General features: G+C 60.8%; 23 protein-coding genes and 1 other RNA gene. 6 read left to right on the top strand and 18 right to left on the bottom strand.

The genetic code is table 11. From position 1 onward, the window contains the following. Positions 1-91: 91 nt before the first annotated feature. Genes ubiI through B2J69_RS17420 form a run of 4 tightly spaced genes read right to left on the bottom strand, consistent with a single transcriptional unit; the run spans position 92 to position 4,434 of the window. Positions 92-1,294, bottom strand: a complete 1,203-nt coding sequence (gene ubiI, locus B2J69_RS17435) for an FAD-dependent 2-octaprenylphenol hydroxylase (RefSeq protein ID WP_081140904.1) — start codon at positions 1,292-1,294, stop codon at positions 92-94. A gap of 13 nt (positions 1,295-1,307) precedes the next feature. Then, the gene (gene ubiH / locus B2J69_RS17430) at positions 1,308-2,486 is read right to left on the bottom strand and encodes a 2-octaprenyl-6-methoxyphenyl hydroxylase (protein WP_081140903.1); all 1,179 of its coding nucleotides are present in this window, start codon (positions 2,484-2,486) and stop codon (positions 1,308-1,310) included. Further along, positions 2,483-3,805, bottom strand: a complete 1,323-nt coding sequence (pepP, locus tag B2J69_RS17425) for a Xaa-Pro aminopeptidase (protein ID WP_081140902.1) — start codon at positions 3,803-3,805, stop codon at positions 2,483-2,485. Before pepP ends, ubiH begins: the two co-directional genes overlap by 4 nt. Positions 3,806-3,855: 50 nt before the next feature. Further along, positions 3,856-4,434 carry a YecA/YgfB family protein gene (locus B2J69_RS17420; protein WP_081140901.1) on the bottom strand — a complete coding sequence of 193 codons (579 nt, stop codon included), beginning with the start codon at positions 4,432-4,434 and terminating at the stop codon, positions 3,856-3,858. 170 nt (positions 4,435-4,604) lie between these two features. Between B2J69_RS17420 and zapA the strand changes: the two genes are divergently transcribed. The 3 genes from zapA to B2J69_RS17405 all read left to right on the top strand — a co-directional run bounded on the left by zapA (position 4,605) and on the right by B2J69_RS17405 (position 5,826). Further along, positions 4,605-4,934 carry a cell division protein ZapA gene (gene zapA / locus B2J69_RS17415; RefSeq protein WP_081140900.1) on the top strand — a complete coding sequence of 110 codons (330 nt, stop codon included), beginning with the start codon at positions 4,605-4,607 and terminating at the stop codon, positions 4,932-4,934. Positions 4,935-4,973: 39 nt separating this feature from the next. Next, positions 4,974-5,157, top strand: a non-coding RNA gene (gene ssrS, locus B2J69_RS17410) — 6S RNA. Positions 5,158-5,232: 75 nt separating this feature from the next. Continuing rightward, complete coding sequence (locus tag B2J69_RS17405; RefSeq protein WP_081140899.1) at positions 5,233-5,826, top strand: 5-formyltetrahydrofolate cyclo-ligase; 594 nt, start codon at positions 5,233-5,235, stop codon at positions 5,824-5,826. Positions 5,827-5,877: 51 nt separating this feature from the next. Here the strand turns inward: B2J69_RS17405 and serA are convergent, their stop codons facing one another. Continuing rightward, positions 5,878-7,116 (bottom strand): phosphoglycerate dehydrogenase, encoded by a 1,239-nt coding sequence (gene serA / locus B2J69_RS17400; protein WP_081140898.1) that lies wholly within the window; start codon positions 7,114-7,116, stop codon positions 5,878-5,880. Positions 7,117-7,396: 280 nt separating this feature from the next. Continuing rightward, the gene (rpiA, locus tag B2J69_RS17395) at positions 7,397-8,056 is read right to left on the bottom strand and encodes a ribose-5-phosphate isomerase RpiA (RefSeq protein WP_081140897.1); all 660 of its coding nucleotides are present in this window, start codon (positions 8,054-8,056) and stop codon (positions 7,397-7,399) included. Between the two features lie 227 nt (positions 8,057-8,283). On the opposite strand from rpiA, the gene B2J69_RS17390 reads away from it, so the two are divergent. After that, positions 8,284-9,189, top strand: coding sequence for a LysR family transcriptional regulator ArgP (locus tag B2J69_RS17390; RefSeq protein ID WP_081140896.1), 906 nt, complete (start codon positions 8,284-8,286; stop codon positions 9,187-9,189). Between the two features lie 44 nt (positions 9,190-9,233). Here B2J69_RS17390 and B2J69_RS17385 read toward each other — a convergent pair whose 3' ends face one another. From B2J69_RS17385 to epd, 6 genes are all read right to left on the bottom strand, one after another. Beyond that, positions 9,234-9,974 (bottom strand): oxidative stress defense protein, encoded by a 741-nt coding sequence (locus B2J69_RS17385; protein ID WP_081140895.1) that lies wholly within the window; start codon positions 9,972-9,974, stop codon positions 9,234-9,236. A gap of 142 nt (positions 9,975-10,116) precedes the next feature. Further along, positions 10,117-10,740: an arginine exporter ArgO gene (gene argO / locus B2J69_RS17380; RefSeq protein ID WP_081140894.1), complete on the bottom strand. Its 624-nt coding sequence runs from the start codon at positions 10,738-10,740 to the stop codon at positions 10,117-10,119. Between the two features lie 126 nt (positions 10,741-10,866). After that, positions 10,867-11,739: a small-conductance mechanosensitive channel MscS gene (gene mscS, locus B2J69_RS17375; protein WP_081140893.1), complete on the bottom strand. Its 873-nt coding sequence runs from the start codon at positions 11,737-11,739 to the stop codon at positions 10,867-10,869. 209 nt (positions 11,740-11,948) lie between these two features. Beyond that, a complete protein-coding gene (gene fbaA / locus B2J69_RS17370; RefSeq protein ID WP_081140892.1) occupies positions 11,949-13,028 on the bottom strand; it encodes a class II fructose-bisphosphate aldolase in 1,080 nt (359 codons plus the stop codon). 103 nt (positions 13,029-13,131) lie between these two features. Next, positions 13,132-14,295: a phosphoglycerate kinase gene (gene pgk / locus B2J69_RS17365; protein ID WP_081140891.1), complete on the bottom strand. Its 1,164-nt coding sequence runs from the start codon at positions 14,293-14,295 to the stop codon at positions 13,132-13,134. A 51-nt stretch (positions 14,296-14,346) separates the two neighbouring features. Beyond that, positions 14,347-15,366 carry an erythrose-4-phosphate dehydrogenase gene (gene epd / locus B2J69_RS17360; protein WP_081140890.1) on the bottom strand — a complete coding sequence of 340 codons (1,020 nt, stop codon included), beginning with the start codon at positions 15,364-15,366 and terminating at the stop codon, positions 14,347-14,349. 324 nt (positions 15,367-15,690) lie between these two features. Between epd and B2J69_RS17355 the strand changes: the two genes are divergently transcribed. Continuing rightward, positions 15,691-16,371 (top strand): bactofilin family protein, encoded by a 681-nt coding sequence (locus B2J69_RS17355; protein ID WP_158083442.1) that lies wholly within the window; start codon positions 15,691-15,693, stop codon positions 16,369-16,371. Between the two features lie 42 nt (positions 16,372-16,413). Here the strand turns inward: B2J69_RS17355 and tkt are convergent, their stop codons facing one another. Then, positions 16,414-18,405 (bottom strand): transketolase, encoded by a 1,992-nt coding sequence (gene tkt / locus B2J69_RS17350; protein ID WP_081140888.1) that lies wholly within the window; start codon positions 18,403-18,405, stop codon positions 16,414-16,416. 273 nt (positions 18,406-18,678) lie between these two features. Between tkt and loiP the strand changes: the two genes are divergently transcribed. Continuing rightward, entirely contained in the window at positions 18,679-19,437 is a 759-nt protein-coding gene (gene loiP / locus B2J69_RS17345) for a metalloprotease LoiP (protein WP_081140887.1), read from the top strand. A gap of 34 nt (positions 19,438-19,471) precedes the next feature. On the opposite strand, the gene B2J69_RS17340 is transcribed toward loiP, so the two are convergent. The 5 genes from B2J69_RS17340 to B2J69_RS17320 form a co-directional block, all read right to left on the bottom strand. Beyond that, positions 19,472-19,879: a YidB family protein gene (locus tag B2J69_RS17340; protein WP_081140886.1), complete on the bottom strand. Its 408-nt coding sequence runs from the start codon at positions 19,877-19,879 to the stop codon at positions 19,472-19,474. 55 nt (positions 19,880-19,934) lie between these two features. After that, a complete protein-coding gene (gene speB / locus B2J69_RS17335) occupies positions 19,935-20,858 on the bottom strand; it encodes an agmatinase (protein WP_081140885.1) in 924 nt (307 codons plus the stop codon). A 187-nt stretch (positions 20,859-21,045) separates the two neighbouring features. Beyond that, on the bottom strand, positions 21,046-22,266 hold the full coding sequence (locus B2J69_RS17330) for an HlyD family type I secretion periplasmic adaptor subunit (protein ID WP_081140884.1): 1,221 nt from the start codon (positions 22,264-22,266) through the stop codon (positions 21,046-21,048). Beyond that, positions 22,263-24,443 (bottom strand): type I secretion system permease/ATPase, encoded by a 2,181-nt coding sequence (locus B2J69_RS17325; protein ID WP_081140883.1) that lies wholly within the window; start codon positions 24,441-24,443, stop codon positions 22,263-22,265. Before B2J69_RS17325 ends, B2J69_RS17330 begins: the two co-directional genes overlap by 4 nt. Continuing rightward, the gene (locus B2J69_RS17320) at positions 24,440-25,891 is read right to left on the bottom strand and encodes a TolC family outer membrane protein (protein ID WP_081140882.1); all 1,452 of its coding nucleotides are present in this window, start codon (positions 25,889-25,891) and stop codon (positions 24,440-24,442) included. Before B2J69_RS17320 ends, B2J69_RS17325 begins: the two co-directional genes overlap by 4 nt. Positions 25,892-25,943 lie beyond the last annotated feature (52 nt).

Here is a 25,943-nt window from a genome sequence, read left to right as displayed (position 1 = left end):
AACGAGGCGCGCTCATTGTGCAGCGCTGCTCTTTTTTGGTGCAGGCGTAAAAAAGCCAGCGCAGGGCTGGCTCAGAGAGGAAACGAGAGGCTTAACGCAGCCAGTCAGGCAGGTCGTGCAGCCCCATCGCCTGACGCAGCATCGCCGGTTTCACGCCTGGCAGGGTATCCGCCAGCTTTAATCCCAGATCGCGCAGCAGCTTCTTCGCCGGGTGGACGCCGGCGAAAAGCTCGCGGAAGCCCTGCATCCCAGCGAGCATCATCGCCGCGCTCCTTTTGCGGCTGCGCTCGTAGCGGCGCAGGTAGAGATGCTGGCCGATATCTTTGCCCTGCTGATGCAGGCGGCGGATCTCGCCAATCAACTCCGCCGCGTCCATAAAGCCGAGATTCACGCCCTGCCCTGCCAGCGGATGAATGGTGTGCGCGGCGTCGCCCACCAGCGCCAGACGGTGCGTGGCGAACTGGCGCGCGTAGCGCGCCGTCAGCGGAAAGGTTTTGCGCTCGCTCTCCAGATGGCAGAGTCCGAGCCGCATATCGAACGCCACCGCCAGCTGCTGATTGAACAGCGCCTGCGGCATGCTGGCCAGGCGGCTCGCCTCCTGCGGCGACAGCGACCAGACGATTGAGCTGAGGTGCGGATCCTGCATCGGCAGGAACGCCAGAATGCCGTCGCCGTGAAACACCTGCCGCGCCACCGCGTCATGCGGCAGATCGGTGCGGATATTCGCCACCAGCGCATGGTGCTCGTAATCCCAGAAGGTTAAGGGGATGTCGGCCTGGTTGCGCAGCCAGGAGTTGGCGCCGTCTGCGGCGATCAGCAGACGCGCCGTCAGCATGGTGTTGTCCTGCAGGGTAATAAAGGCTTCATTTTCGCCGAACGCCACCTGCTGCAGCTGCGAAGGCGCCATCAGCGTCACGTCGCTGCAGCGGCTGGCGCGCTGCCAGAGCGCGCTGTGGATCGCTGGGTTTTCAATAATGTGCCCGAGATGGGTCAGCCCCTGCTGCTCGTCATCAAAGCTAATGGCGCCGAAGCTGTCGCGATCCCACACTTCCATGCCGTGATAGGCGCTGGCGCGTCGCGCCAGAATATCGGACCAGACATCGAGCTTCTGCAGCAGTCGCTCGCTGGCGGCGTTGATCGCCGACACGCGCACCGACGGCGCGCCGCTGGCGTCGAACTGCGGCTCCGCCGACTTTTCCAGCACGGCGACGCGCAGCCCGCTGCCCTGTAATCCACAGGCGACCGCCAGTCCTACCATGCCGCCGCCGGCGATGACCACATCAAAACTTTGCATCGGTGCCCCTTAGTTAACGCTTAACCCAGCCAAGCGTGCGCTCAGCCAGTTGATTACGCAGCCACGGCAGATGATCCATTGCCAACAGCCCCAGATTTCGTCCCGCCACCAGCGGCGCGTAGCGGTTGGCGAACAGCCGCACCAGCCCGTCGGTGAGGGTAATAGTCGCGTCACGATCGGGCTGGCGGCGCTGCTGATAGCGATGCAGCACGCCATAGCTGCCGATATCCTGCTGCTGACGATGCGCCGCTGCCAGCGTTTCCGCCAGCGACATCACGTCGCGCAGTCCCAGGTTGAACCCCTGACCGGCGATAGGATGCAGCGTCTGCGCCGCGTTGCCCACCAGCGCGAGGCGGTGCGACACCTGCTGCGTGGCGCTCTGCAGCGCCAGCGGATAGCTCTCGCGCTGACCGGTATGGGTAAAACGCCCCAGCCGCCAGCCGAACGCGCGCTGCAGCTGCGTCAGAAATTCTTCGTCACTCCAGGCTGCCACCTTTTCGCGCGCCGACAGCGGATGAGCCCACACCAGCGACAGACGATTGTCCGACATCGGCAGCAGCGCCAGCGGGCCGTACTCGGTAAAGCGCTCGAAGGCGCGCCCCTGATGCGGCAGCTCGGTCGAGACGTTGGCGATCACCGCCAGCTGTTGATAATCCTCGCGCTGCCACTGGATGCCGAGCGAGGCGGCGAGCGGCGAGCGGGAGCCATCTGCGGCCACCAGCAGCGCCCCTTCCAGCTGTTCGCCATCCTCCAGCGTCACCTGCACGCTATCCTGCCGTCGCTGCGCCTCGGTTACCCGCGCCGGACAGCGCAGAGTGACGCCCGGCGCGCTTTGCAGCCTGTTGAACAGCCGCTGGCCCACCTCGAACAGCTCCACCACATAGCCGAGCGCGGGGATCTGATGCGCCTCCGCGTGCAGGGTAACGAAGCCGGCGTGCCCGCGATCGGAGACGTGGATCGTGGTAATGGGCGTGGCGCACGCGTCAATGCTGCGCCAGAGATCGATATCCGCCAGCTGCTGCCGCGTGCCGGCCGCCAGCGCAATAGCGCGGCTGTCGTAGCCCGGATGCGCGCGGCTGTCGGGCGCGCTGTTTTCTATCAGCGTTACCGGCAGCTGACCCTGCGTCAGATGGGAGATGGCCAGCGCCAGCGTCGCGCCGGTCATACCGCCGCCGACAATGATAATGCTCATGCCGGACGCGCCGCTGCCATCAGCGCCTCAATCGCATCTGCGTCTTTAACGACGCTGTCGGTGAGATTTTCGTTACCGGTTTCGGTGATCAGGATGTCATCTTCGATACGAATGCCGATGCCGCGATACTCTGCCGGTACATCGGCATCCGGCGCGATGTAAAGCCCTGGCTCCACGGTCAGCACCATACCGGGCTCAAGGATACGGTCGCGCGAGGCGGTGCCGTAATGGCCGACGTCGTGCACGTCCAGCCCCAGCCAGTGGCTCAGTCCGTGCATAAAGAACGGACGGTGCGCCTCTTCGGCGAACAGCGTCTCTACCTCGCCCTGCAGAATGCCCAGCTCCACTAGCCCGGCAATCATAATGCGCACCACCTCTTCGTTGACCTCGCGGATGCTGACGCCAGGGCGGAACAGCGCCAGCGCCTTGTAGAGCGAGGCCAGTACGATGTCGTAGATCGCGCGCTGCGGCGCGGTGAAGCGGCCGTTTACCGGGAAGGTGCGGGTGATGTCGCCAGCGTAGCCGTGCAGCTCGCAGCCGGCGTCAATCAGCACCAGGTCGCCGTCGCACAGTTCGCTCTCATTTTCGGTGTAGTGCAGAATGCAGCCGTTTTCGCCCGAGCCGACGATGGTGTTATAGGAGGGAAAACGCGCGCCGTGCTGGTTGAAAACGTAGTGGATCTCCCCTTCCAGCTGATATTCGAACAGGCCGGGACGGCAGGCCTGCATCGCGCGGGTGTGCGCCAGCGCGCTGATTTTTCCGGCGCGGCGCAGAATATCTATCTCCTCTGGCCCCTTAAACAGGCGCATTTCATGCACCCAGGGACGCCAGTCGGTGAGCGTCGCCGGCGCGCTGAGGTTCTGGCGAAAACCGCGGCGCAGTTTACCGAGCGCGGCGAAGACCAGCGCATCCGCCGCGGCGTATTCGCCCTGCGCGTGATAGACCACATCAAGCCCGTTCAGCAGCAGATGCAGCTGCTGGTCGATATCATCCCAGGGCAGCGCGCGATCGACGCCGAGCTTTTCAGGCGCGGCGTCCTGCCCCAGCCGACGGCCAAACCAGATTTCCGCCGTGAGATCCCGTACGCGATTGAAAAGCACGCTGTGGTTGTGCGTCTCGTCGCTTTTAATCAGCACCAGCAGCGCCTGCGGCTCGTTGAAGCCGGTGAAGTACCAGAAGTCGCTGTTCTGACGGAACGGATATTCGCTGTCGTTGCTGCGGGTCACTTCCGGCGCGGCAAAGATCAAGGCGGCGCTGCCCGGAGCCATTTTCGCCAGCAGCGCCTGACGACGCTGCTGGAAAGTATCCAGAGAAATCATGTTTGCACTCCCTGTAGAAACGGGCACGTCCGCGCCCTGAGATATCTGGCTTAGTGTAGCGTCGGTTTTTTCACTTCGGGGGCGGTCGGCTGCGGATGATTGAAGGTGTCGTGGCAGAGCAGTGCCGCCACGCGCACATATTCAATCACCTCTTCCAGCGACTGTTCCAGCTCGTCCTGATCTTCGTCTTCATCGTAGCCAAGCTGTGCGATGGTGCGCAGATCGTCGATCGCTTCGCCGGTTTCGCCGGTCACTTTTTCCAGCTTCGGCTGGGTAACGCCCAGCCCCAGCAGGAAGTGGTTCACCCAGCCCGCCAGCGCGTCGGCGCGGTCGAAGACGCTGATATCCTCTTCGTTCGGCAGCATCAGCTGAAATAAAAAGCCTTCGTCTTCCAGCGTGCTGGCGGTGCTTTCATGCAGCGCCTGCAGCGGCAGCGCGAGGCCCTGTGAAAACGCCATCCCTTCGTTGGTGAGATCGTGCACCAGCGTTTTCCAGCTGTTGTCCTGATTGCCGCCGCACAGAATTCCGCTGATCAGGCCATGCATTTCCGCTGGCGTCATCCCCACGCCTTGCTGAGAGAGCGCCGAAGCCAGCGCGTTATAATCGGGGGTTGCGTTCTGTAAAGACATAAGGATTCGTCGTCGTTGGCAGAATAAGTTCGTGTTATGCTACCACTAGCTGCCTCAAGGTTTCCAGAAAAGGGGTTGTAAGTTATTTCGCGGGTCTATATAGTTGCCCGCCTCCCAACGCATTGAGCATAAAGGGAGCTGCGGGCGAAGTAATCAGTCAGGAAGGTGGCATGTCTGCACAACCAGTAGATATACAAATTTTTGGTCGTTCATTGAGAGTGAATTGTCCGCCTGAACAGCAAGATGCGCTGAATGCGGCTGCCGATGATCTCAATCAACGGTTGCAAGATTTAAAAGTTCGCACTAGAGTCACAAATACCGAGCAACTGGTGTTCATCGCCGCGTTAAACATCTGCCATGAACTGGCGCAAGAGAAAGTGAAAACGCGCGATTATGCTGCTAATATGGAACAACGTATCCGTATGCTGCAGCAGACCATTGAACAGGCTCTTGTTGAGCAAGGTCGCATAACCGACCGCCAGGGTGCGAAGTTCGAATAATACTTTATGGTTGCTGTGCTACAGTAACGGTGAAGTCCATTTTCTCTGAGATGTTTGCAAGCGGGCCAGTCCCCTGAGCCGATATTTCATACCAACAGAGTGTGGCGCTCTGTAACCTGTGAGCATGCTCGGTCCGTCCGAGAAGCCTGATGGTTGCGACGGCACATTCACCTTGAACCAAGGGTTCAAGGGTTACAGCCTGCGGCGGCATCTCGGAGATCTCTCTACCTTCTGCATCTGTTTTTCCCCGTTGTGAATGATATAGTTGCTCAATCAGCGACTTATCAACGGGGTTCCCATGTCACAGCCCTCACTGCTCGATCGACACGCTCTGCGTCAGCACGTGCGCCATCTGCGCCGCGCCCTGACGGAAGAACAGCAGGTCCAGGCCGCCGCGCTGCTGGCGGAACACGCGGTTAACTTCGCTCCTCTTGCCAACGCCCGCCATATCGCCCTGTTTCTGTCGGTTGACGGCGAAATCAATACCCGCCCGCTTATCGCTAAACTCTGGCAGCAGAAAAAACAGATCTATCTGCCGGTGCTGCACCCGTTCGCCGCCGGTCATCTGCTGTTTCTGCGCTATACGCCGGAAACGGTGCTGACGCCGAATAAACTGCGTATTCCCGAACCGCCGCTCGATATTCGTGCGTTGATTACGCTGGACCAGCTGGATGTGATGATGGTGCCGCTGGTGGCCTTTGACAGCAGCGGGCAGCGCCTCGGCATGGGCGGCGGCTTCTACGATCGCACCCTGCAGAACTGGCGGCAGCATCGGTTCTTACCCGTTGGGGTGGCGCACGATTGTCAGCAGGTGGAGCAGTTGCCGACGGCGGCGTGGGATGTGCCTTTGCCCGCGGTGCTGACGCCGTCGCGGCTGTGGCAGTGGGAATAAGCGGGATTTGCATCAAAGGGCCGTTGCCGGCCCTTTTTGCATAATGCGCGATCAGTAAAGCAGACGGGCGCGGATGGTGCCTGGAATCGCCTTCATCAGCTGCAGCGCTTTGTCCGCTCGATCCTGCGGCGCGTCGATATCAATCACCACATACCCCATCAGCGGCGAGGTTTGCAGGAACTGCGCGGCGATGTTGATGCCCTGCTCGGCAAAGATCTGGTTGATCGCCGTCAGCACGCCCGGACGGTTCTCGTGGATGTGCAGCAGACGGCTGGCGCTGGCGCCGTGCATCGGCAGCGACACTTCCGGGAAGTTGACCGCAGAGAGCGTAGAGCCGTTATCGGAATATTTAGCCAGCTTGCCCGCGACTTCAATCCCGATATTCTCCTGCGCTTCCTGGGTCGAACCGCCGATGTGCGGCGTCAGGATCACGTTGTCGAATTCACACAGCGGCGAAGTGAACGGATCGCTGTTGGTGGCGGGCTCAACCGGGAAGACGTCGATAGCGGCGCCAGAAAGATGCTTGCTCGACAGCGCGTCACACAGCGCCGGAATATCCACCACGGTGCCGCGCGAGGCGTTGATCAGCAGCGCGCCCTTCTTCATCTGCGCCAGCTCCTGCGCGCCGATCATATCCTGGGTAGAAGGCGTTTCCGGCACGTGCAGGCTGACCACGTCGCTCATATTGAGCAGGTCGGCCAGATGACGCACCTGGGTAGCGTTGCCCAGCGGCAGTTTGTTTTCGATGTCGTAGAAGTAGACGTGCATCCCCAGGCTTTCCGCCAGCACGCCGAGCTGCATGCCGATATGGCCATAGCCAACGATGCCCAGCTTTTTACCGCGCGCTTCAAATGAGCCCAGGGCGTTTTTATTCCAGATGCCGCGATGCGCTTTGGCGTTCGCTTCGGGAATGCCGCGCAGCATCAGCAGCATTTCGCCGATCACCAGCTCGGCGACCGAACGGGTGTTGGAGAACGGCGCGTTAAACACCGGAATGCCGCGCGTCGCCGCTGCGTTAAGGTCGACCTGGTTGGTGCCGATGCAGAAGCAGCCCACGGCGACCAGTTTTTCCGCCGCGGCGAAGATCTCTTCCGTAAGTTGGGTGCGGGAGCGAATGCCGATGAAGTGCGCATCGCGAATGGAGGATTTCAGCGCATCGGCATCCAGCGCGCCTTTATGGAATTCAATGTTGGTATAACCTGCCGCCTGCAGGTTCTCAAGCGCGCTCTGATGCACGCCTTCCACCAGCAGGAATTTAATCTTGTCTTTTTCCAGTGATACCTTTGCCATTTCCCCGACCCTATTGTGATTTCAACAATGGCCGCCATAAGCGCGCCTTCTGTCAAAATATCAAAATTTACGCCTGCGGCAAGACAACCGTTTGCCTTGCCGCCAGCACGGGGAGGCCTGCGCCCAGCACATTGCCACAGAAAATCGGGAGCTGAACCGGTAACAAAGAACGAACCTGCTGTCGATGACGGTTATGTGACATAAGTCACCGAATTTAGGCGATGTAAGAAAAGATATTTTGCGCGTGCAAATAACCGGCGCGCTGAACGCGCCGGACAGATCATTTTTCGATGGTTTTCACGCCGTCTGGCGTGCCGATCAGAGCAATATCGGCGCCGCGTGTGGCAAACAGCCCGACGGTGACCACGCCCGGCAGCGCATTGATGGTTTTTTCCAGCGCACTCGGATCGAGAATGCGCAGATTGTGCACGTCGAGAATAATGTTGCCGTTGTCGGTGACGACATGCTGGCGATACTCCGGCAGGCCGCCGAGCTTAACCAGTTCACGGGCGACATAGGCGCGCGCCATCGGGATCACCTCGACCGGCAGCGGAAAACGCCCCAGCACGTCCACCTCTTTCGAGGCGTCGGCGATGCAGATGAACTTATCCGCCACCGCCGCCACGATTTTCTCGCGCGTCAGCGCCGCGCCGCCGCCTTTGATCATCTGCATCTGCGGATTGATCTCATCCGCGCCGTCGACGTAGATCGCCAGATCGTCAATCTCGTTGAGATCGAACACCGGAATGCCGAGCGCTTTCAGCTTCAGCGTGGAGGCTTCCGAACTGGAGACTGCTCCCTCAATCTGATGTTTCACGGTGGCGAGCGCATCGATAAAGTGCGCAGCGGTAGAGCCGGTGCCGACGCCGACGACGGTGCCCGGCTGCACATATTTCAGCGCGGCCCAGCCTACGGCTTTTTTCAGTTCATCCTGGGTCATGATATGTTTATAACCTGTGCGACAACGAAGTGCGCGTAGTATAAAGCAACGCTTGCCGAATGTGCGCGGCTGTTTAGGCTGACGTGATCGCTTTGCAAGCCGGCCCGCAAAAATGGCGCTGGCGGCCCCTTTTCTGCGGCGCGGCGCGCGTAAAGATCCGGCGCACAGCGCGTCAGATGAATTTTTTATGGCATAGTATCGTCCATCCTGAACGAGAGAGAACAATAATGAAACGCCCCGATTATCGAACGCTTCAGGCGCTGGATGCGGTGATTCGCGAACGCGGCTTTGAGCGCGCCGCACAAAAATTATGCATTACGCAGTCGGCCGTCTCCCAGCGCATCAAGCAGCTGGAAAACCTGTTTGGTCAGCCGCTGCTGGTGCGCACCGTGCCGCCGCGCCCCACCGAGCAGGGACAGAAGCTGCTGGCGCTGCTGCATCAGGTAGAGCTGCTGGAAGAGGAGTGGCTGAGCGACGAAAACGGCGGCACGACGCCGCTGCTGCTGTCGCTGGCGGTCAACGCCGACAGTCTGGCGACCTGGCTGCTGCCGGCGTTAAAAGAGGTGCTGGCGGACTCGCCGGTGCGCCTCAATCTGCAGGTTGAAGATGAAACTCGTACCCAGGAGCGGCTGCGCCGTGGCGAAGTGGTTGGCGCGGTAAGTATTCAGCCGCAGCCGCTGCCGAGCTGCCTGGTCGATCAGCTTGGCGCGCTCGACTACCTGTTCGTCGCCTCGCCCGAGTTCGCCGCGCGCTACTTCCCCAACGGCGTGACGCGCTCGGCGCTGCTGAAAGCCCCGGCGGTCGCTTTCGACCATCTCGACGACATGCACCAGGCTTTTCTGCAGCAGAATTTCGATCTCTCGCCCGGCAGCGTGCCCTGCCATATCGTTAACTCGTCGGAAGCCTTCGTGCAGCTGGCGCGCCAGGGTTCGACCTGCTGTATGATCCCGCATCTGCAGATCGAGCGCGAACTGGCGAGCGGCGAGCTGCTGGATCTGACGCCCGGCCTGTGCCAGCGCCGCATGCTTTACTGGCACCGCTTTGCGCCGGAGAGCCGCCTGATGCGCCGCGTTACCGACGCGCTGATTTCACACGGCCATCGCGTACTGCGTCAGGATAATCTGGCCGCCTGAGTAGGTGTGCGCCTTAGGCAAGGGGCGCTGAGCGCCCCTTTCCTTTACTGCTGCGTAGCGGCCGTGTTCGGCTTGATGTCAAACACCACATCCACCTGATCGTCAAAGTGAATGCTCTGCTGCTCGTAGGTCTGCTGCGCAGAGGTATCCGCTGCCGGCGCGGCTGCTTTATACATGCGCGCCATCGGCATCGGCTGGTAGTTGGCGACGTGATAGCGAATGCTGTAAACCGGGCCGAGCTTCGCGTTGAAGCCCTCCGCCAGCGCCGCCGCCTGCTGCGTGGCGTTATCGATCGCCGCCTTGCGCGCCTGCGCCTTGTAGCTGTCTGGGTTGGTGACGCCCAGCTCCACCGAGCGAATTTCGTTCAGGCCGCTTTTCAGCGCGCCGTCCAGCAGCTCGTTCAGCTTATCCAGCTGACGCAGCGTAACCTGCACCTGGCGCACCGCGCGGTAGCCTTTCAGCACCGACTTGCCCTCTTTGGTGTAGTCATATTCCGGCTGGGTGCTGAGGTTGGCGGCATCGATATCTTTCTTCTCAATGCCGTTTTTCTGCAGAAAATCGAAATACTGCGCGACGCGGTCGTCCGCCTGCTTTTTGGCGTCCGCCGCGTCCTTAGAAGAGACGTTAACCACAATCGACAGCGTGGCGATATCCGGGCGCGCATCCACGGTTGCCTGACCAGAGGTCACCACGTGCGGGCCGTTCGGCAGTTCGTCGGCCAGGGCGCTTAACGGCAGCGCTAACGCGCCTGTCATGGCGACCAGCGCCAGTGCTTTCAGTTTCACGAAAGTCCTCCTTGAAATCTCTGTTTTGCCGCGGCATCAAAGGCTCGAGCCTGAGCGGGATAGTAGGCACTGCTAAGAACGTGTTATACCGCAAAAGTTCGCGTTTTGCTTATCCTGTTCTGCCGCTTTCAGACTATTCGAATCAGAAATTCGCTACGCCCTGCAGCGCCAGCTGGCTGGCGATAATCCACATCACTGCGCCCACCAGCAGGTTGATTACGCGCTGCGCGCCGGCGGTGCGCAAGCGCGGCGAGAGCCAGGCCGCCATCAGCGCCAGGCCGAAAAACCAGATCACCGAGGCGCTGATGGTGCCGAGCGCGAACCAGTGCCGCGCCGCCTGCGTCGGCAGCTGGCTGCCCAGGCTGCCCAGCACCACGAAGGTGTCGAGATAGACGTGCGGATTAAGCCAGGTGACCGCCAGCATAGTGGCGACGATACGCCAGCGACTCTGTGTCAGCTCACCGCTGCTGGCCAGATCGACATGGCCGCTAAACGCGGCGCGCAGTGCATTCCAGCCGTACCAGAGTAAAAAAGCCACGCCAGCCCAGGTGATCAGCATCAACAGCAGCGGCGACTGATGCAGCAAAGCGCTGCCGCCAAAGATGCCGCCGCAGATCAGTGCAATGTCGCTCAGGGTGCAGAGCGAGGCGGTCATCAGATGATACTGGCGCTTTACGCCCTGATTCATCACGAAAGCGTTTTGCGGCCCCAGCGGCAGAATCAGCGAGGCGCCAAGAGCAAGCCCTTGTAAATAGAGAGATAACACAGGATTTTCCTTACATCGGCGAGATGCAGGAGAGTATAGAGAGGCGGGATTATTAGCGGAAATGGAAAAAATTAATCAGGCATTAGACAGGTTGATAGGGGCGACGCTGTCGCCGCCCCGGTTTCGTTACGGCGCTTTGGTTTCCGCTTCCGGCTGGCTAGCCTGATGCAGATGCACATCCATTTGCGGGTAAGGAATGCCGATGCCTTTCGCATCGAGCGCGCGCTTAAAGTTCTTCAGCAGATCCCAGTAAACGTTCTGCAGATCGCCGCTGTTGCTCCAGCAGCGCACCACAAAGTTAAGCGACGAGGCGGCCAGCTCGTTGAGGCCGATCTGCACGCCCATATCCTGCAGCACGCGCGGATCGCTCTTCACTACCTCTTCCAGCAGCGCAATCACTTCATCTACGTCCGCGTCGTAGGCGACGCCGATAATGAACTCGTTGCGGCGCACCGGCTCGCGCGAGAAGTTAACGATGTTGCCGGCGATGATTTTGCCGTTCGGCACCACGACGATTTTGCCATCGGCGCTCTTCAGGGTGGTAGAGAAGATCTGCACGTTAAGCACCGTACCCATCACGCCGCCCAGATCGACGAACTCGCCCGCGCGGAAAGGACGGAAGGTTACCAGCAGCACGCCCGCCGCGAGGTTAGAGAGCGACCCCTGCAGCGCCAGACCCACCGCCAGACCGGCGGCGCCGAGCACGGCGATGACCGACGCGGTCTGCACGCCGACGCGTCCCAGCGCGGCGATCAGCGTAAAGGCGATAATGCCGTAGCGCACCAGCGCCGAGAGAAAGTCCGCCACCGTTTTATCGATGTGACGCGCCACCAGCACGCGATTGATGCCGCGTGAAATGATGCGCGCCACAATCATCCCCAGAATCAGGATAACGATAGCCGCGACGATATTGACCGCATAGCTGAGGATCAGCGCCTGATTGCGCACCAGCCAGCCGCCGGCGTTATGTATGCCGTCTACGACATTTAAGTCTTCCATATGAGAGCCCTGTTGTTGAATTCCCTGCCGGGAAGGTCAAATCACAGCCAGAAAGTTCCGGCAAACCAGCTATCAAGGGTAATCAAGAATCGGGGGATATGCCAAATCTGCGTTGAATTTGCTGTGAATTTGAGCGGAATAGCGCAATAGCAGGATAAAAAAAGGCCAGATCCGAAGATCTGGCCTGTGCAGTTAACCCGCGTGGCGGATTACAGACGATCGATGGCGTTCAGCTCTTTGAAAGCCTGCTCGAGGCGCACGACCATTGAGGCCTGCGCTGAACGCAGCCAGACGCGCGGATCGTAGTATTTCTTGTTCGGGCTGTCCGGACCCTGCGGGTTGCCGAGCTGCGCCTGCAGATACGCTTCGTTCTTTTTGTAGTACTGCAGGATACCGTCCCAGGTGGCCCACTGGGTGTCGGTATCGATGTTCATTTTGATCACGCCGTAGCTGATCGACTCTTCGATTTCCGCTGCGGAAGAACCGGAACCGCCGTGGAAAACGAAGTCCAGCGCGTTGTGCGGCAGGCCATGTTTTTCACAGACGTATTTCTGCGAGTCGCGCAGAATGGTCGGGGTCAGCTTGACGTTGCCTGGCTTGTAGACGCCGTGCACGTTGCCGAAAGAGGCAGCAATGGTGAAACGCTTGCTGATTTTGCTCAGTTCTGTGTAGGCGTAATCAACATCTTCCGGCTGGCTGTAGAGTGCGGAAGCGTCAACGTGGCTGTTGTCCACGCCATCTTCTTCGCCGCCGGTCACGCCCAGCTCGATTTCCAGCGTCATGCCCAGCTTGTCCATACGCGCCAGGTATTTGCTGCAAATCTCGATGTTCTCTTCCAGCGTCTCTTCAGAGAGGTCGATCATGTGAGAAGAGAACAGCGGTTTGCCGGTTTTCTCAAAGTGCGCTTCGCCTGCGTCCAGCAGACCGTCGATCCACGGCAGCAGTTTCTTCGCGCAGTGGTCGGTGTGCAGGATAACCGGCACGCCATACTGTTCAGCCATCAGGTGAACGTGATGCGCGCCAGCAATGGCGCCGAAAATCGCCGCGCCCTGCGGCTTGTCGGTTTTGAAACCTTTACCGGCGATAAACGCGGCGCCGCCGTTAGAGAACTGGACGATAACCGGCGCTTTCACTTTCGCGGCAGCTTCCAGCACGGCGTTGATGGAGTCGGTGCCGACGCAGTTTACCGCTGGCAGCGCGAATTTGTTCTCTTTCGCGACCTGGAAGATCTTCTGAACGTCGTCGCCAGTGACAACGCCGGGTTTAACGAAATCAAAAATTTTAGACATGATTGTGTCCTGTTTCGTGACCGACTATCCCCTGAGGGACAGCGCTTTAAACGCCCTACGGGCAAGACTTCAGGCGACGCGGCAGCGCGTCGCCCCCAAAGGATTACTGCTTAGCACGCTCTTCCAGCATGGCGACCGCAGGCAGTTTCTTGCCTTCGACGAACTCGAGGAACGCGCCGCCGCCGGTAGAGATGTAAGAGATTTTGTCTTCGATGCCGAACAGGTCGATAGCCGCCAGGGTATCGCCGCCGCCCGCAACAGAGAAGGCGTCGCTGTCAGCGATGGCATTGGCCACGATCTCGGTGCCCTTACGGAAGTTCGGGAACTCGAACACGCCGACCGGACCGTTCCACAGAATGGTTTTCGCCTCTTTCAGCACTTTCGCCATCGCCTGCGCAGTTTCGTCGCCGAAGTCCATAATCTCTTCGTTATCCGCCACTTCGGAAACCTTTTTCACGGTTGCCGGTGCAGTTTCAGAGAATTCCGTGCCCACGCGTGAGTCGGTCGGCACCGGAATGCCGTACTGATCGCGCAGGCCTTTCGCCGCTTCAACGAAGTCCGGCTCGTAAAGCGATTTGCCGACGTTGTTATCGATAGCCACAAAGGTGTTGGCGATGCCGCCGCCGACGATCACGGTGTCAGCGATTTTCACCAGCGACTGCAGCACGTCGAATTTGGTCGAGACTTTAGAGCCGCCGACCACCGCCACCAGCGGACGCTCCGGGTTGCTCATCACTTTGCCCAGCGCTTCCAGCTCGGCCGACAGCAGCGGACCCGCGCAGGCGATTGGCGCGAACTTGCCGACGCCGTGCGTTGACGCCTGGGCGCGGTGTGCGGTGCCAAACGCGTCCATCACAAACACGTCGCACAGCGCGGCGTATTTTTTCGACAGCGTTTCGTCGTCTTTCTTCTCGCCTTTGTTAAAGCGCACGTTTTCCAGTACCACCAGCTCGCCCGCGCCGACTTCAACGCCGTCGAGGTACTCTTTTGCCAGGGTGACTTTGGTGCCGTTCAGTTTATCTTTCAGATAGTTAACAACAGGCAGCAGGGAGAATTCTTCGTTGTATTCACCTTCGGTCGGGCGACCCAGGTGAGAGGTGACCATCACTTTTGCGCCCTGTTTCAACGCCGATTCGATGGTAGGCAGAGAAGCACGGATACGTGCGTCTGACGTCACTTTCCCTTCTTTTACTGGTACGTTGAGATCGGCACGGATCAGAACGCGCTTACCAGCCAGATCCAAATCGGACATCTTAATTACAGACATGGTGAACCCTCTCGTTGATTCTCGTAAGTTTTGTCAGGCGCAAACCGCGCCTTACCTGAAACCGCTTGCGGCCATCGCTAACGTCGTGTCGAGCATTCGGTTAGCAAAGCCCCATTCGTTGTCGCACCAGACCAGGGTCTTGATCAGGCGCTGACCGCTGACCCGCGTTTGCGTGCCGTCCACAATGGCACTGTGCGGATCGTGGTTAAAATCTACTGAGACTAACGGTAATTCCGTATAGTCAACTATACCACGAAATGCCCCCTCTGACGCGTTTTGCAGCAGCGCGTTGACCTCGCTGGCCCTGACCGACTGGCGTACGGAAACGCTGAGATCGATGGCCGTAACGTTGATGGTAGGCACGCGTACCGCGATCGCTTCAAAGCGGTCATTAAATTTCGGAAAAATACGGGTGATGCCGGCGGCCAGTTTGGTGTCGACCGGAATGATCGACTGACTGGCGGCGCGCGTACGGCGCAGATCGCTGTGGTAGGCGTCAATCACCTGCTGATCGTGCATCGCCGAGTGAATGGTGGTGACGGTGCCCGACTCGATGCCGAAGGCGTCGTCCAGCAGTTTGATCACCGGAATAATGCAGTTGGTGGTGCAGGAGGCGTTCGAGACGATGCGGTCTTCCTGCTTCAGCGCCCTTTCGTTCACGCCGAACACCACGGTGGCGTCGAGATCGTTGCCGCCTGGATGGGAGAACAGCACCTTCTTCGCGCCCGCCTGCAGATGCGCCTCGCCGTCTGCCCGGCTGCCGTAAACGCCGGTGCACTCCAGCACGATGTCGACGTTAAGCTCGCGCCACGGCAGCGCGTCGATATCGGCATGATGCAGGATGCGGATGGTATCGTCGCCGACCCACAGCAGGTCGCGCTCCTGACGCACGTCAAAAGCGAAACGCCCGTGGCTGGTGTCATATTTCAGCAGGTGCGCCATACCGGCCGCTTCCGCCAGTTCGTTGATCGCCACCACCGTGATTTCTGCTCGCCGCCCGGTTTCATAGAGCGCGCGCAGCACGTTGCGTCCAATGCGACCAAATCCATTAATGGCAATGCGAACCGTCATATCACCCCAGCAGTTAAATTCAGTGCAAAATCGGAACGATAGCCTGAGCCAGACATTCACGTTTGTACAGGAAATTCTTGCGCTTTTGCCACGGCATACCGCCGGAAAAAACGCCGTCGCAGCGCGGACTGAAACGGTTCAGCTACAATAAAGAGAAGCAGTAATAATTGGAATGCGTCAGATCAAATCAGAATTTAAAAATCTGACCAGGATCACACTTGAATCGTTGCGATGGATATAAAACGACCGCCAGACGCGCCCCGCTTTAGTAAAGTAACCCTGCTTAGCGCCCGGCAACCGGCGCGTTCTGACGGCAGACAAGTGATGAACTACAACCTGCTTTGGTATCTCTGGTTTCTCTGGGCCTGCGCGCTGGGCGCCTGGCTGTTCGGCTGGCGTATGACGCTGCTGCTGGCTGTCATGATGACGCCGCTTGCCCATGCCGCGTTCAGAGGATCAAAATTGAATAAGGGAATAATCATGTTTAAACGCAAAGCGCCGCCGGCCAGCGACGGCGATGTCGCCATACCCGACATGGCGGCGACCTCAGAGGAACAGGATCAGGCGGCGCGCCTTTTCGGCGGCACTATGATTAAAGCCGCGCCCGCCGCTATCACCACCATTCAGGAGAGCTGCACCATCGTCGGCGAGATCACCGCTGAGGGCGACGTGCACATCAACGGCAGCGTGACCGGCAAAATCATGGCGCAAAAAACCGTGGTGCTGCAAAAACAGGGATGCGTCGACGGCGAGATCTATGCGCAGCGCACCGAGATTGGCGGCCGGCTGAAGGGGTTATGTCGCAGTCGCGAAGTGGCAGTTAACGCCGAGGGCGTTATGGAGGGCACCATTGAGTGCGAATCGCTGGCGGTGCATCCACAAGGACGCTTTTATGGCTCTTCGCTTCCCTGGGAACAGGAGAAGAGAGAGAACGGCCTGACCGACGCGCCTGCGCCCGACGGTCAGACCTTTCAGCTGCACAAGGCGACGCTATTGCAGCCGTAGCCCTGTTGGATTCGCCCGCCTGCGCGGGCGAATCTCGATCGATTACAGCACCGCTTTCGCCTGCGCCACGACGTTGTCGACGGTAAAGCCGAACAGCTCGAACAGCTGCTCAGCCGGGGCGGATTCGCCGAAGGTAGTCATGCCCACTACCGCGCCGTGCAGGCCGGTATATTTCTGCCAGTAGTCGGCGATGCCCGCTTCAATCGCGACGCGCGCGCCGATCGCTTTCGGCAGCACCGCTTCGCGGTAGGCAGCATCCTGCTTGTCGAACGCGTCGGTAGACGGCATAGAGACCACGCGCGCCTTGACGCCTTCGCTGCTCAGCCTGTCGTAAGCCGCGACCGCCAGTTCGACTTCGGAACCGGTGGCGATCAGGATCACCTCTGGCTGACCGTCGCACTCTTTAAGGATGTAGCCGCCGCGCGCGATGTTCGCCAGCTGCTCAGGGGTGCGATCCTGCTGCGCCAGGTTCTGGCGAGAGAAGATCAGCGCGCTCGGGCCATCTTTGCGCTCAATAGCGTATTTCCACGCCACGGCGGATTCAACCTGATCGCACGGGCGCCAGGTGCTCATGTTCGGCGTGGTGCGCAGGCTGGCGAGCTGCTCGACCGGCTGGTGCGTCGGACCATCTTCGCCCAGACCAATAGAGTCGTGGGTGTAGACCATGATCTGACGGATCTTCATCAGCGCCGCCATACGCGCCGCGTTGCGCGCATATTCCACGAACATCAGGAAGGTGGCGGTGTACGGCAGGAAGCCGCCGTGCAGCGCGATACCGTTGGCGATGGCGGTCATACCGAACTCGCGCACGCCGTAGTGGATATAGTTGCCCGCCGCGTCGACGTTGATCGGCTTAGAGCCGGACCACATCGTCAGGTTGCTCGGCGCCAGGTCAGCGGAGCCGCCCAGGTATTCCGGCAGCAGCTTGCCGAACGCTTCAATGGCGTTCTGGGATGCTTTACGGCTGGCGATTTTCGCCGGGTTCGCCTGCAGCTGTTCAATAAATTTCTGCGACGCTTCCTGCCAGTCAGCCGGCAGCTCGTTGCTGACGCGACGTTTGAATTCGGCAGCCAGCTCCGGGAACGCCTGCGCGTAGGCGGCGAATTTCTCGTCCCACTTCGCCTCTTTCGCCTGGCCCGCTTCTTTCGCGTCCCACTCGGCGTAGATCTCTGACGGGATCACGAACGGCGCGTGCGCCCAGCCCAGCTGTTTACGGGTCAGCGCCACTTCGTCTTCGCCCAGCGGCGCGCCGTGCGAGTCGTGGGTGCCGGCCTTGTTCGGCGAACCGAAGCCGATAACGGTTTTGCACATCAGCAGCGAAGGCTTGTCGCTCACCGCTTTCGCTTCGTCGATCGCCTTAGCGATGGCGTCTGCGTCGTGACCGTCTACGCCGCGCACCACGTGCCAGCCGTAGGCTTCAAAGCGTTTTGCGGTGTCGTCGGTAAACCAGCCGTCGATGTGGCCGTCGATAGAGATGCCGTTGTCGTCATAGAACGCCACCAGCTTGCCCAGCTTCAGGGTGCCGGCCAGCGAGCAGACTTCATGCGAAATGCCTTCCATCATGCAGCCGTCGCCCATAAACACCCAGGTGTTGTGATCGACGATATCGTGACCCGGACGGTTAAACTGCGCCGCCAGCGTGCGCTCGGCGATGGCGAAGCCGACCGCGTTGGCGATGCCCTGGCCCAGCGGGCCGGTGGTGGTTTCCACGCCTGGGGTGTAGCCATATTCCGGGTGACCTGGAGTTTTAGAGTGCAGCTGGCGGAAGTTCTGCAGCTCGCTCAGCGGCAGATCGTAGCCGGTGAGGTGCAGCAGGCTGTAAATCAGCATGGAGCCGTGGCCGTTCGACAGCACGAAGCGGTCGCGATCGGCCCACTGCGGGTTGGTCGGGTTATGGTTCAGGTAGCCGCGCCACAGCACCTCGGCAATATCGGCCATACCCATCGGGGCCCCCGGATGTCCCGATTTGGCTTTCTGTACTGCGTCCATACTTAACGCGCGAATGGCGTTGGCAAGCTCTTTACGAGAGGGCATGTTCTACTCCAGGTCGGATGAATGATTCGCCTGTTTAAAGCATTGTTATTAATGGTTTATTAGGCAAAACAAGGAAAAAGTCGCTCATCAATGTACATGAAAATCGGGGCAAAAGTACATGCCGCGCCGTGCTAAATGTCACCGCTTCGTCTGGCATTTACGGCAATGTCTGCTAGCGCAGTCGCCAGCCACAGGCTATAACCCACTCGTTACCGTATCTGACCCTTTTTCAGATACGGGCTTTTCTCTCCTTGTTACTCACAGGATGTACGCATGAAAATCAAGACAGGTATTACGGCGATCGGCCTCGCGGCGCTGCTCAGCGGCTGTCAGGGCATGGACAACAACGCGCTGCTGCAGTCGGGCGCGCAGGCCTTCCAGGCCTATACCCTCAACGACGCACAGGTCAAACAGCTTAGCGATCAATCCTGCGCGCAGATGGATAAAGAGAACCAGCTGGCACCCGCCGACAGCACCTACCAGCAGCGTCTTAACAAGATCGCCGCCGCGCTGGGCGACAATATCAACGGCACACCGGCCAACTATCGCGTTTACCTCACCAAAGACGTCAACGCCTGGGCGATGGCGAACGGCTGCATCCGCGTTTACAGCGGGCTGATGGATATGATGGACAACAACGAAGTCGAAGGGGTGCTGGGGCATGAGATGGGCCACGTGGCGCTCGGCCATACGCGCAAGGCGATGCAGGTCGCCTTTGGCACCACGGCGGCGCGCACCGCGGCGGCGTCTGTCGGCGGCGTGATCGGCTCGCTGTCGCAGTCGCAGCTCGGCGATCTGGGCGAACAGCTGGTCAACGCGCAGTTCTCGCAGACCCAGGAGTCGCAGGCGGATGACTACTCCTACGATTTACTGAAGAAACGCGGCATCGATCCTCTGGGGCTGGCGACCAGCTTTGAGAAGCTGGCGAAAATGCAGCAGGGCCAGCAGAGCAGCCTGTTTGATTCGCATCCCGACTCCGCGGCGCGCGCGCAGCATATTCGCGAGCGCATCGCGGCGGACGGCGGAAAATAAGCGGATGTGCGCCGCCAGACGGCGGCGCACAACACTAGCGCTTAAACAGCCGATCGACCATCGATCCCAAATCGAGCTGCTTGTCGTGCAGGGATTGATCGTCCATCTGACCCTGCGGCGACATGCGGTCGACCAGGTGCGGCAGCAGCTCCGCCAGCTTGCCCGAGGCGCCGTCGACGTCGGTGCCGAGCTTCTGCGCCAGCGACTGCAGCGACGCCTCGCCAAACGCCGACTTCAGTTCGCCGCCGCTCACCGCCTGATTGCTGCCGGTGCCGATCCAGGAGCTGAGGATCTCCCCTAGCCCGCCCTGCTGAAACTTATGCAGCAACACTTCAACGCCGCCCTGCTCCTGCACCCAGCTCCAGACCGCTTCCAGTTCGCCCAGGGTGTTGCGCCCGTTGCCGTGGCCCAGCGCGCCAACTAATTCATCCAGTAAGCCCATGATGGCCTCTCGTTTAGGTTAATCACCGGGCGTCAGCGCGCCCGGTGCGACTCGGTTACTTGCCTTTGTTCACGGCCTGAACGTGCAGCATATCCAGCGCCAGCGTCGCGGCGGCCAGCGAGGTCAGATCGGCGTGATCGTAGCCCGGCGCCACTTCCACCAGGTCCATGCCGACAATGTTCAGCCCCTGCAGGCCGCGCACCAGCTTAGTCGCTTTGTCGGTGGTCAGCCCGCCAATCACCGGCGTGCCGGTGCCGGGCGCGTGCGCCGGATCCAGGCAGTCGATATCGAACGTCAGGTAGACCGGCATATCGCCGACGGTGCGCTTCACCTCGGCCAGAATGTCATCCACACTGCGATCGTTGACCTGCGCCGCATCCAGCACGTTAAAGCCGAGGCTTTTGTCGAACTCGGTGCGAATGCCGATCTGCACCGAGTGCTGCGGATCGATCAGCCCCTCTTGCGGCGCGGTAAAGAACATGGTGCCGTGGTCGAAGGTCGGGCCGTTGGAGTAAGTATCGGTATGGGCGTCAAAATGCACCAGCGCCAGTTTGCCGAAGTGCTTCGCGTGGGCGCGCAGCAGCGGCAGTGTCACGTAATGGTCGCCGCCGAAGGTCAGCATGCGCTTGCCGTTCGCCAGCAGTTTTTCCGCGTGCGCCTGCAGCTTGTCGGAGAGATCCTGCGAGTCGCCGAAGGCGTAGACCAGATCGCCGCAGTCAACGACGTTCAGGCGCTGACGCAGGTCGAAATCCCACGGCCAGCGGCAGCCTTCCCAGGCGAGGTTGGTGGAGATCTGGCGGATCGCGCCCGGCCCCAGACGGCTGCCCGGACGGCCAGAGGTGGCGGCGTCGAACGGCACGCCGGTGATCACCCACTCGGCGTCGCTGTCGTAAGGCTGGAAGTTCACCGGAAAACGCATGAAACCGAAGGCGTTTGAAACCAGCGAGTTGTCGTACTGATTGCCCAGGGTGTTATACATAAATCATCCTCACTGCCGCATGGCGTTAAGTTACTGGTGATAAAAGGGTAGATAAAAAAAATCCCCTCCGCGTCGTTAAACCCGACGAGGAAGGGATTTCAGCGTTGCCGCATGTCAGGCGATTATCGCGGAGTTCGGCGCGCGCTGCAATGCGCGGCGCGCCTGAACAGCCGTTGTTGAGACGCGATTAACGTTCTCGCAGCGCCTCTTTGGCGCGGTTGAACGGTTTGATCAGGTAGTCCATCACCGTTTTCTCCCCGGTTTTGATATCCACGGTAGAGACCATGCCGGGGCTGATAGAGAAGCGGCGGCCGGCTTTGTTCTGCACGTAGTCGGTGTCGGTGCGAATAAAGACGCGGTAGTAGTAGATCTCCGGCTTCACCTCATCCTGAATGGTGTCGGGCGAAATGCTCTCTACCACGCCCTGCAGCCCGCCGTAGATGGCATAGTCATAGGCGGAGATCTTCACCAGCGCCTTCTGCCCCGGATGGATAAAGGCGATGTCGCGCGGCGAGAGGCGCGCCTCGATCAGCAGGCGGTCGTCCATCGGCACGATATTCATCAGTTCGCCGTTGGGCGGGATCACCCCGCCGACGGTGGTGACCTTGATGTTTTTCACGATGCCGCGCATCGGCGAGCGCAGCGTCAGACGACTGACGGTATCTTCGCGGCCCTTCACCGTTTGCGCCAGGCTATCCGCTTCCGCCGACGCCTTCGCCAGATCCTCGCGCGCCTGCACGTAATATTGCGAGCGCATATCGGTCAGCTTTAGCTCCAGATCGGACTTGTCGCGCTGCAGGCGCAGCACTTCGACGCTGCTGGCCGCGCCGCTTTTCGCCAGCCGCTGGGTGATCGCCAGCTCGCGGTTAGCCAGCCCGAGCGACTCCTGAATCTGCGCCGTGGCGTCCTTGAGCTGCGCGCGTCGCGTGGTATAGAGCCGGGTTTCCGAGGCGATCAGCTCGGGAAAGGCTTTTAGCTCCTCGGGAAAGCGCAAAGGCTGATCGTTGACCTCGGCGTAGAGCCGCGCGCTGGCCGCCAGCGCGGCCCGGTAGCGCGCCGCGCTCTCGCCGACGCTGGAGACGGATCGCGTGGGATCGAGCTTCGCCACGATCTGCCCCGCCTGCACTCGATCTCCTTCATGCACGTTCAGCTCGGCAAGAATGCCGCCCTCCAGCGAACTCAGTACCTGATCGCGCGAGCTGGGTATCACCTTGCCGGTGCCGGTCGACACCTCGTCGAGCACGCCGAACCAGGCCCAGATCAGCCCCGCCAGCAGCAAAAAGAAGCTGATGACGATCAGGCGCACCGCGCCGCTGTAGTACGTTTCCGAGCGCAGATCGCCGTTGAGATCGTCGGAGGTCTGTGCTTCAGGCGACACCAGCCGCAGTTTTGTCGATAGCTCGCTCATGCCTGATCCTCCGGGCGATTCAGCGCTGGCCGCACAGGCGGCAGCGCGCTCTCTTTCGGGCTGTCCATCACCAGCTGCCCCTCTTTCAGCACCAGCACGCGATCCACCAGCGCGAGGATGGCGGCGCGGTGCGTCGCCACCACCAGCGTGCGGCCGTTAAGCCACTGGCCAAGCCGTTCGATAAACTCTTTTTCGGTGTGATCGTCCAGCGAAGCGGTCGGCTCATCCAGCAGCACAATATTGGGGTCGCGCAGCAGCATGCGCGCCAGCAGCACCGACTGCCGCTGCCCGCCGGACAGCCCGACGCCGCCCTCCATCACCGGATGATCGAGTCCGAGCGGCAGACGACGAATAAAGTCGGCGCCGCCGCTTACCGTCAGCGCGGCGAAGATCGCCTCGTCGCTGGCGTGCGCCGCGCCCATCGTCAGGTTTTCGCGCAGCGTGCCGTGGAACAGCCGCGCGTTCTGCGTCATCAGGCCGACGTTGCGCCGTACGTCAGCCAGATCGATATGCGGCAGGCTGAGGTTGTCGAGCCGCAGCTCGCCGCCCACCAGATCCATGCCGCCGATCATCGCCTGCAGCAGCGTCGATTTGCCCGATCCGTTGCGACCCAGCACCGCGACGCGCTCGCCGGGCCTGATGGTCAGGCTTTTAATGCGCAGCGCCACAGTGGCGGAGTCGCTGTAGTAGCGAAACATCGCCTCGCTGAACTGGTAGTGGCCAAACAGCACCGGGCAGTGAATGCGGGTTTCGTCTTTGCTGTTCTCGACCGGCAGCGCCATCAGCGCGTCCAGGCTGGTTTTCGCCGCCTTCACCTGCTGCCAGCGCGCCAGCACGCCGCACAGGGTGCCCATCGGAGCGATCATGCGCGACGAGAGGAGCGACGCCGCCACGATGGCGCCGGTGGTGATATCGCCGTTGATCACCATCGGCGCGCCGATGACGATCACGCTGGCGTAGACCAGCCCCTGCACCGTGACGCCCCAGCTGATCAGCGAATGCATCACTTTGCGCATCTCCACGCCGGACTGCGCGGTGATGCGAATGTAGCTGTTCCACTGCTGCAGAAAGCGATCCTCCGCCTGCATCAGCTTGATATCCTCCAGCCCCTGCACGCTTTCCACCAGCACCGCGTTGCGCAGCGTCGACTCTTTCAGCGCCTGATGCGCCAGCCGCGCCAGGGTTTTCTGCTTCAGAATGCCGGGCAGGATCATCAGGATCACCGCCACCGGGGCGATCCACGCCAGCTGCGGCGCGATAATCGCCATCACCAGCATAAACAGCAGGAAGAACGGCATATCGACGATCGAGGAGACGGTGGTCGAGGTCACCATTTCCCGGATCGCCTCCAGCTCGCGCAGCTGCGAGATAAAGGTGCCGGTGGATCGGGGAATGGCGCTGTTGCGCAGACGCAGCGCGTGGCCGAACACCCGATCGGATACGCGCATATCCGCCCGCTTGCCGAGCAGATCGGTGACGTGATCGCGCCCGACGCGCAGAATATAGGTAAAGATCACCGAGATGATTACCCCGCCGTAGAGAACATAGAGCGTGGGATAAGACTGCGCCGGGATCACCCGGTCGTAGACCTGCATCGAGAAGATGATCCCCACCAGCGCCAGCAGGTTGATCAAGAAGGATCCCAGCATCACGTAGCCGTAGGGGCGCAGATCGCGCAGCACCAGGCGACGCAGCCAGTCCGGCTTGATGGTCTCCATAAAGCGATCGACGCGGCTGTCTTTGGCGGCGGTCAGCGGGCGAAAGGCGGCGGCAAAGCGGATATCGGGCAGCAGCGCGCCCAGCGACAGCGGCGTCGGCTGCTCGTCGCCGCTGAAATGCACGCGCACCTCGTCTTCGCCGTCGAAGCTGACGATCACGCCGACCTGACCATCCGTCAGCTCGACCGCCAGCGGCAGCCGCCAGTGGTTAATCTCCCATTTCTTATCCTGATAGAGCTGCAGCGACATCCCGGCCTGACGCGCCAGATGGCGCAGCGCTTTGTCGCGCGTCTGCTTGCCCTGCCACTCGCTGGCGGCGAGGATCATGCCCGGCGAACAGGGCAGCCGATAGTGGCCGGCAATAAGAATAATGGCTGTCGCCCAGCCCGGTAGCGGCACCCCGCTTTCGGCCCCATCGGGCTGACCTGCGGGGGAATCTGGAAGCTGCATTTGCGTCATGGCTGGATCTCCACGGACTGGATCCGCTGATTATTCAGGGCGAACGCCGACCGCATATGGCCGGTGCTGTAAAGGCAGTCGAGCTGCAGCGAGCGGAGCTGGCTGATGGTTTGCTGCAGCGTGAAGCGGGTCTGGAACACCTCCTGTTCGGCGTTAAGCACGTCGAGCAGCGGCCGGGTGCCAAGCTGCAGATATTGATCCTGATAGAGTTCCTGGGTTTTCTCCCCCAGCCGCTGCTGCCGGGCCTGGATCGCCAGGCTAAGCGCCAGGCTCTGCGACTGGCTCTGCGACTCGCTCAGCTGCTGGCGCGCTTTCAGCCGCGCCGAGTTGACCGCGGCGTTGGCGGCGGTCAGGGCGTTGGCGGCGGCGTTGCGGCTGGCGGTCATGCCGCCGCCCTGATAGAGCGGCATCTCCACTTTAACGAAGGCGGAGTACTGCGTGCGGTCCAGCGTTTCGCTGTTGGCGTAGTGGTTGTTGAGGTAGTGGGTGACCTGCGGCTCCAGCGAAATGGTGGGCAGCATTTGCGCGTTGGCGTTGTCGAGCTTCGCCTGCGCCTCGTTGGCCTGTGCCCAGGCGGCGAGCACCGCCGGGATCAGGCGGTCGTCCGCCTTCGCGGCGTCACAGGAGCGCGTTAAGTTGTCGGGGAAAGCGTCGCTGACTTTTTTCACCAGCGGCCAGCCCAGATAGGTCGCCAGCGTGGCGCGCCAGCGGTCGAGGTTGGCCTGATACTGCGTCAGCACGGTGCGCGCCCCTTCGATGCGGGCGTCGGTTTGCGTCGCGTCGGAGAGCGAGGCGGCCCCTTCATCGTTGCGTCGACGCGCCAGATCGCCGATTTTCATCAGCGCGGTCAGCTGCTCCTGGGCGATCTTCACCAGCTGCTGATAGCCCTGTACCTGGATCAGCGCCGCCGCGGTGTCGTGCGCCACGGTGTCGATGCTCACCAGCACATTGGCCTGCTGCTGCGCCACGCCCGCTTCGGCGGAGCGCACCGAGCTGCTGACCTTGCCGAAGTCGTAGAGCATCTGGGAGACCGACAGCACCACCGACGGGCTAAACCCCTTCTCGCTGTAGCTGTTGCTGTAGCCGTTATTAAAGCCGCCGCTGACCTGCGGATAATATTTGGCTTTCGCCACATCCACCTGGTCGGCCTGCTCCATCAGCTTACCCACCGCCTCGGCGATATCGGGATGCCACTGGATCGCCCGCTGCACCGCCTGATTGAGAGTCAGGGTGTCGGGCACGCGCGCCAGCGCGGGTTCGGCGCTTTCGCCGGTCAGTGAGGGAAGGTCCTGCTGTGACGCCAGACCGGTTGCGGTGATCTGGCTGGCCGTTTGCATCACGTCGCTGCGGGCCGCCAGAGAGGAAGTTGTAAACAAAGCGATGCCAGCACAGAGAACGCTGAGCGTAAAAGAACGGCGATATATTGCGCTTGATTGCATCCGATCCATCGTTTTCCACTCGTCAGTTAAGGAAAGGGGCGCATCCCTGCGCCCGATAATG

The sequence above is a fragment of the Pantoea latae genome (assembly GCF_002077695.1).
In the GTDB taxonomy this organism is placed as follows: domain Bacteria; phylum Pseudomonadota; class Gammaproteobacteria; order Enterobacterales; family Enterobacteriaceae; genus Pantoea; species Pantoea latae.
This window is presented reverse-complemented; position numbering and strand designations above follow the sequence as displayed.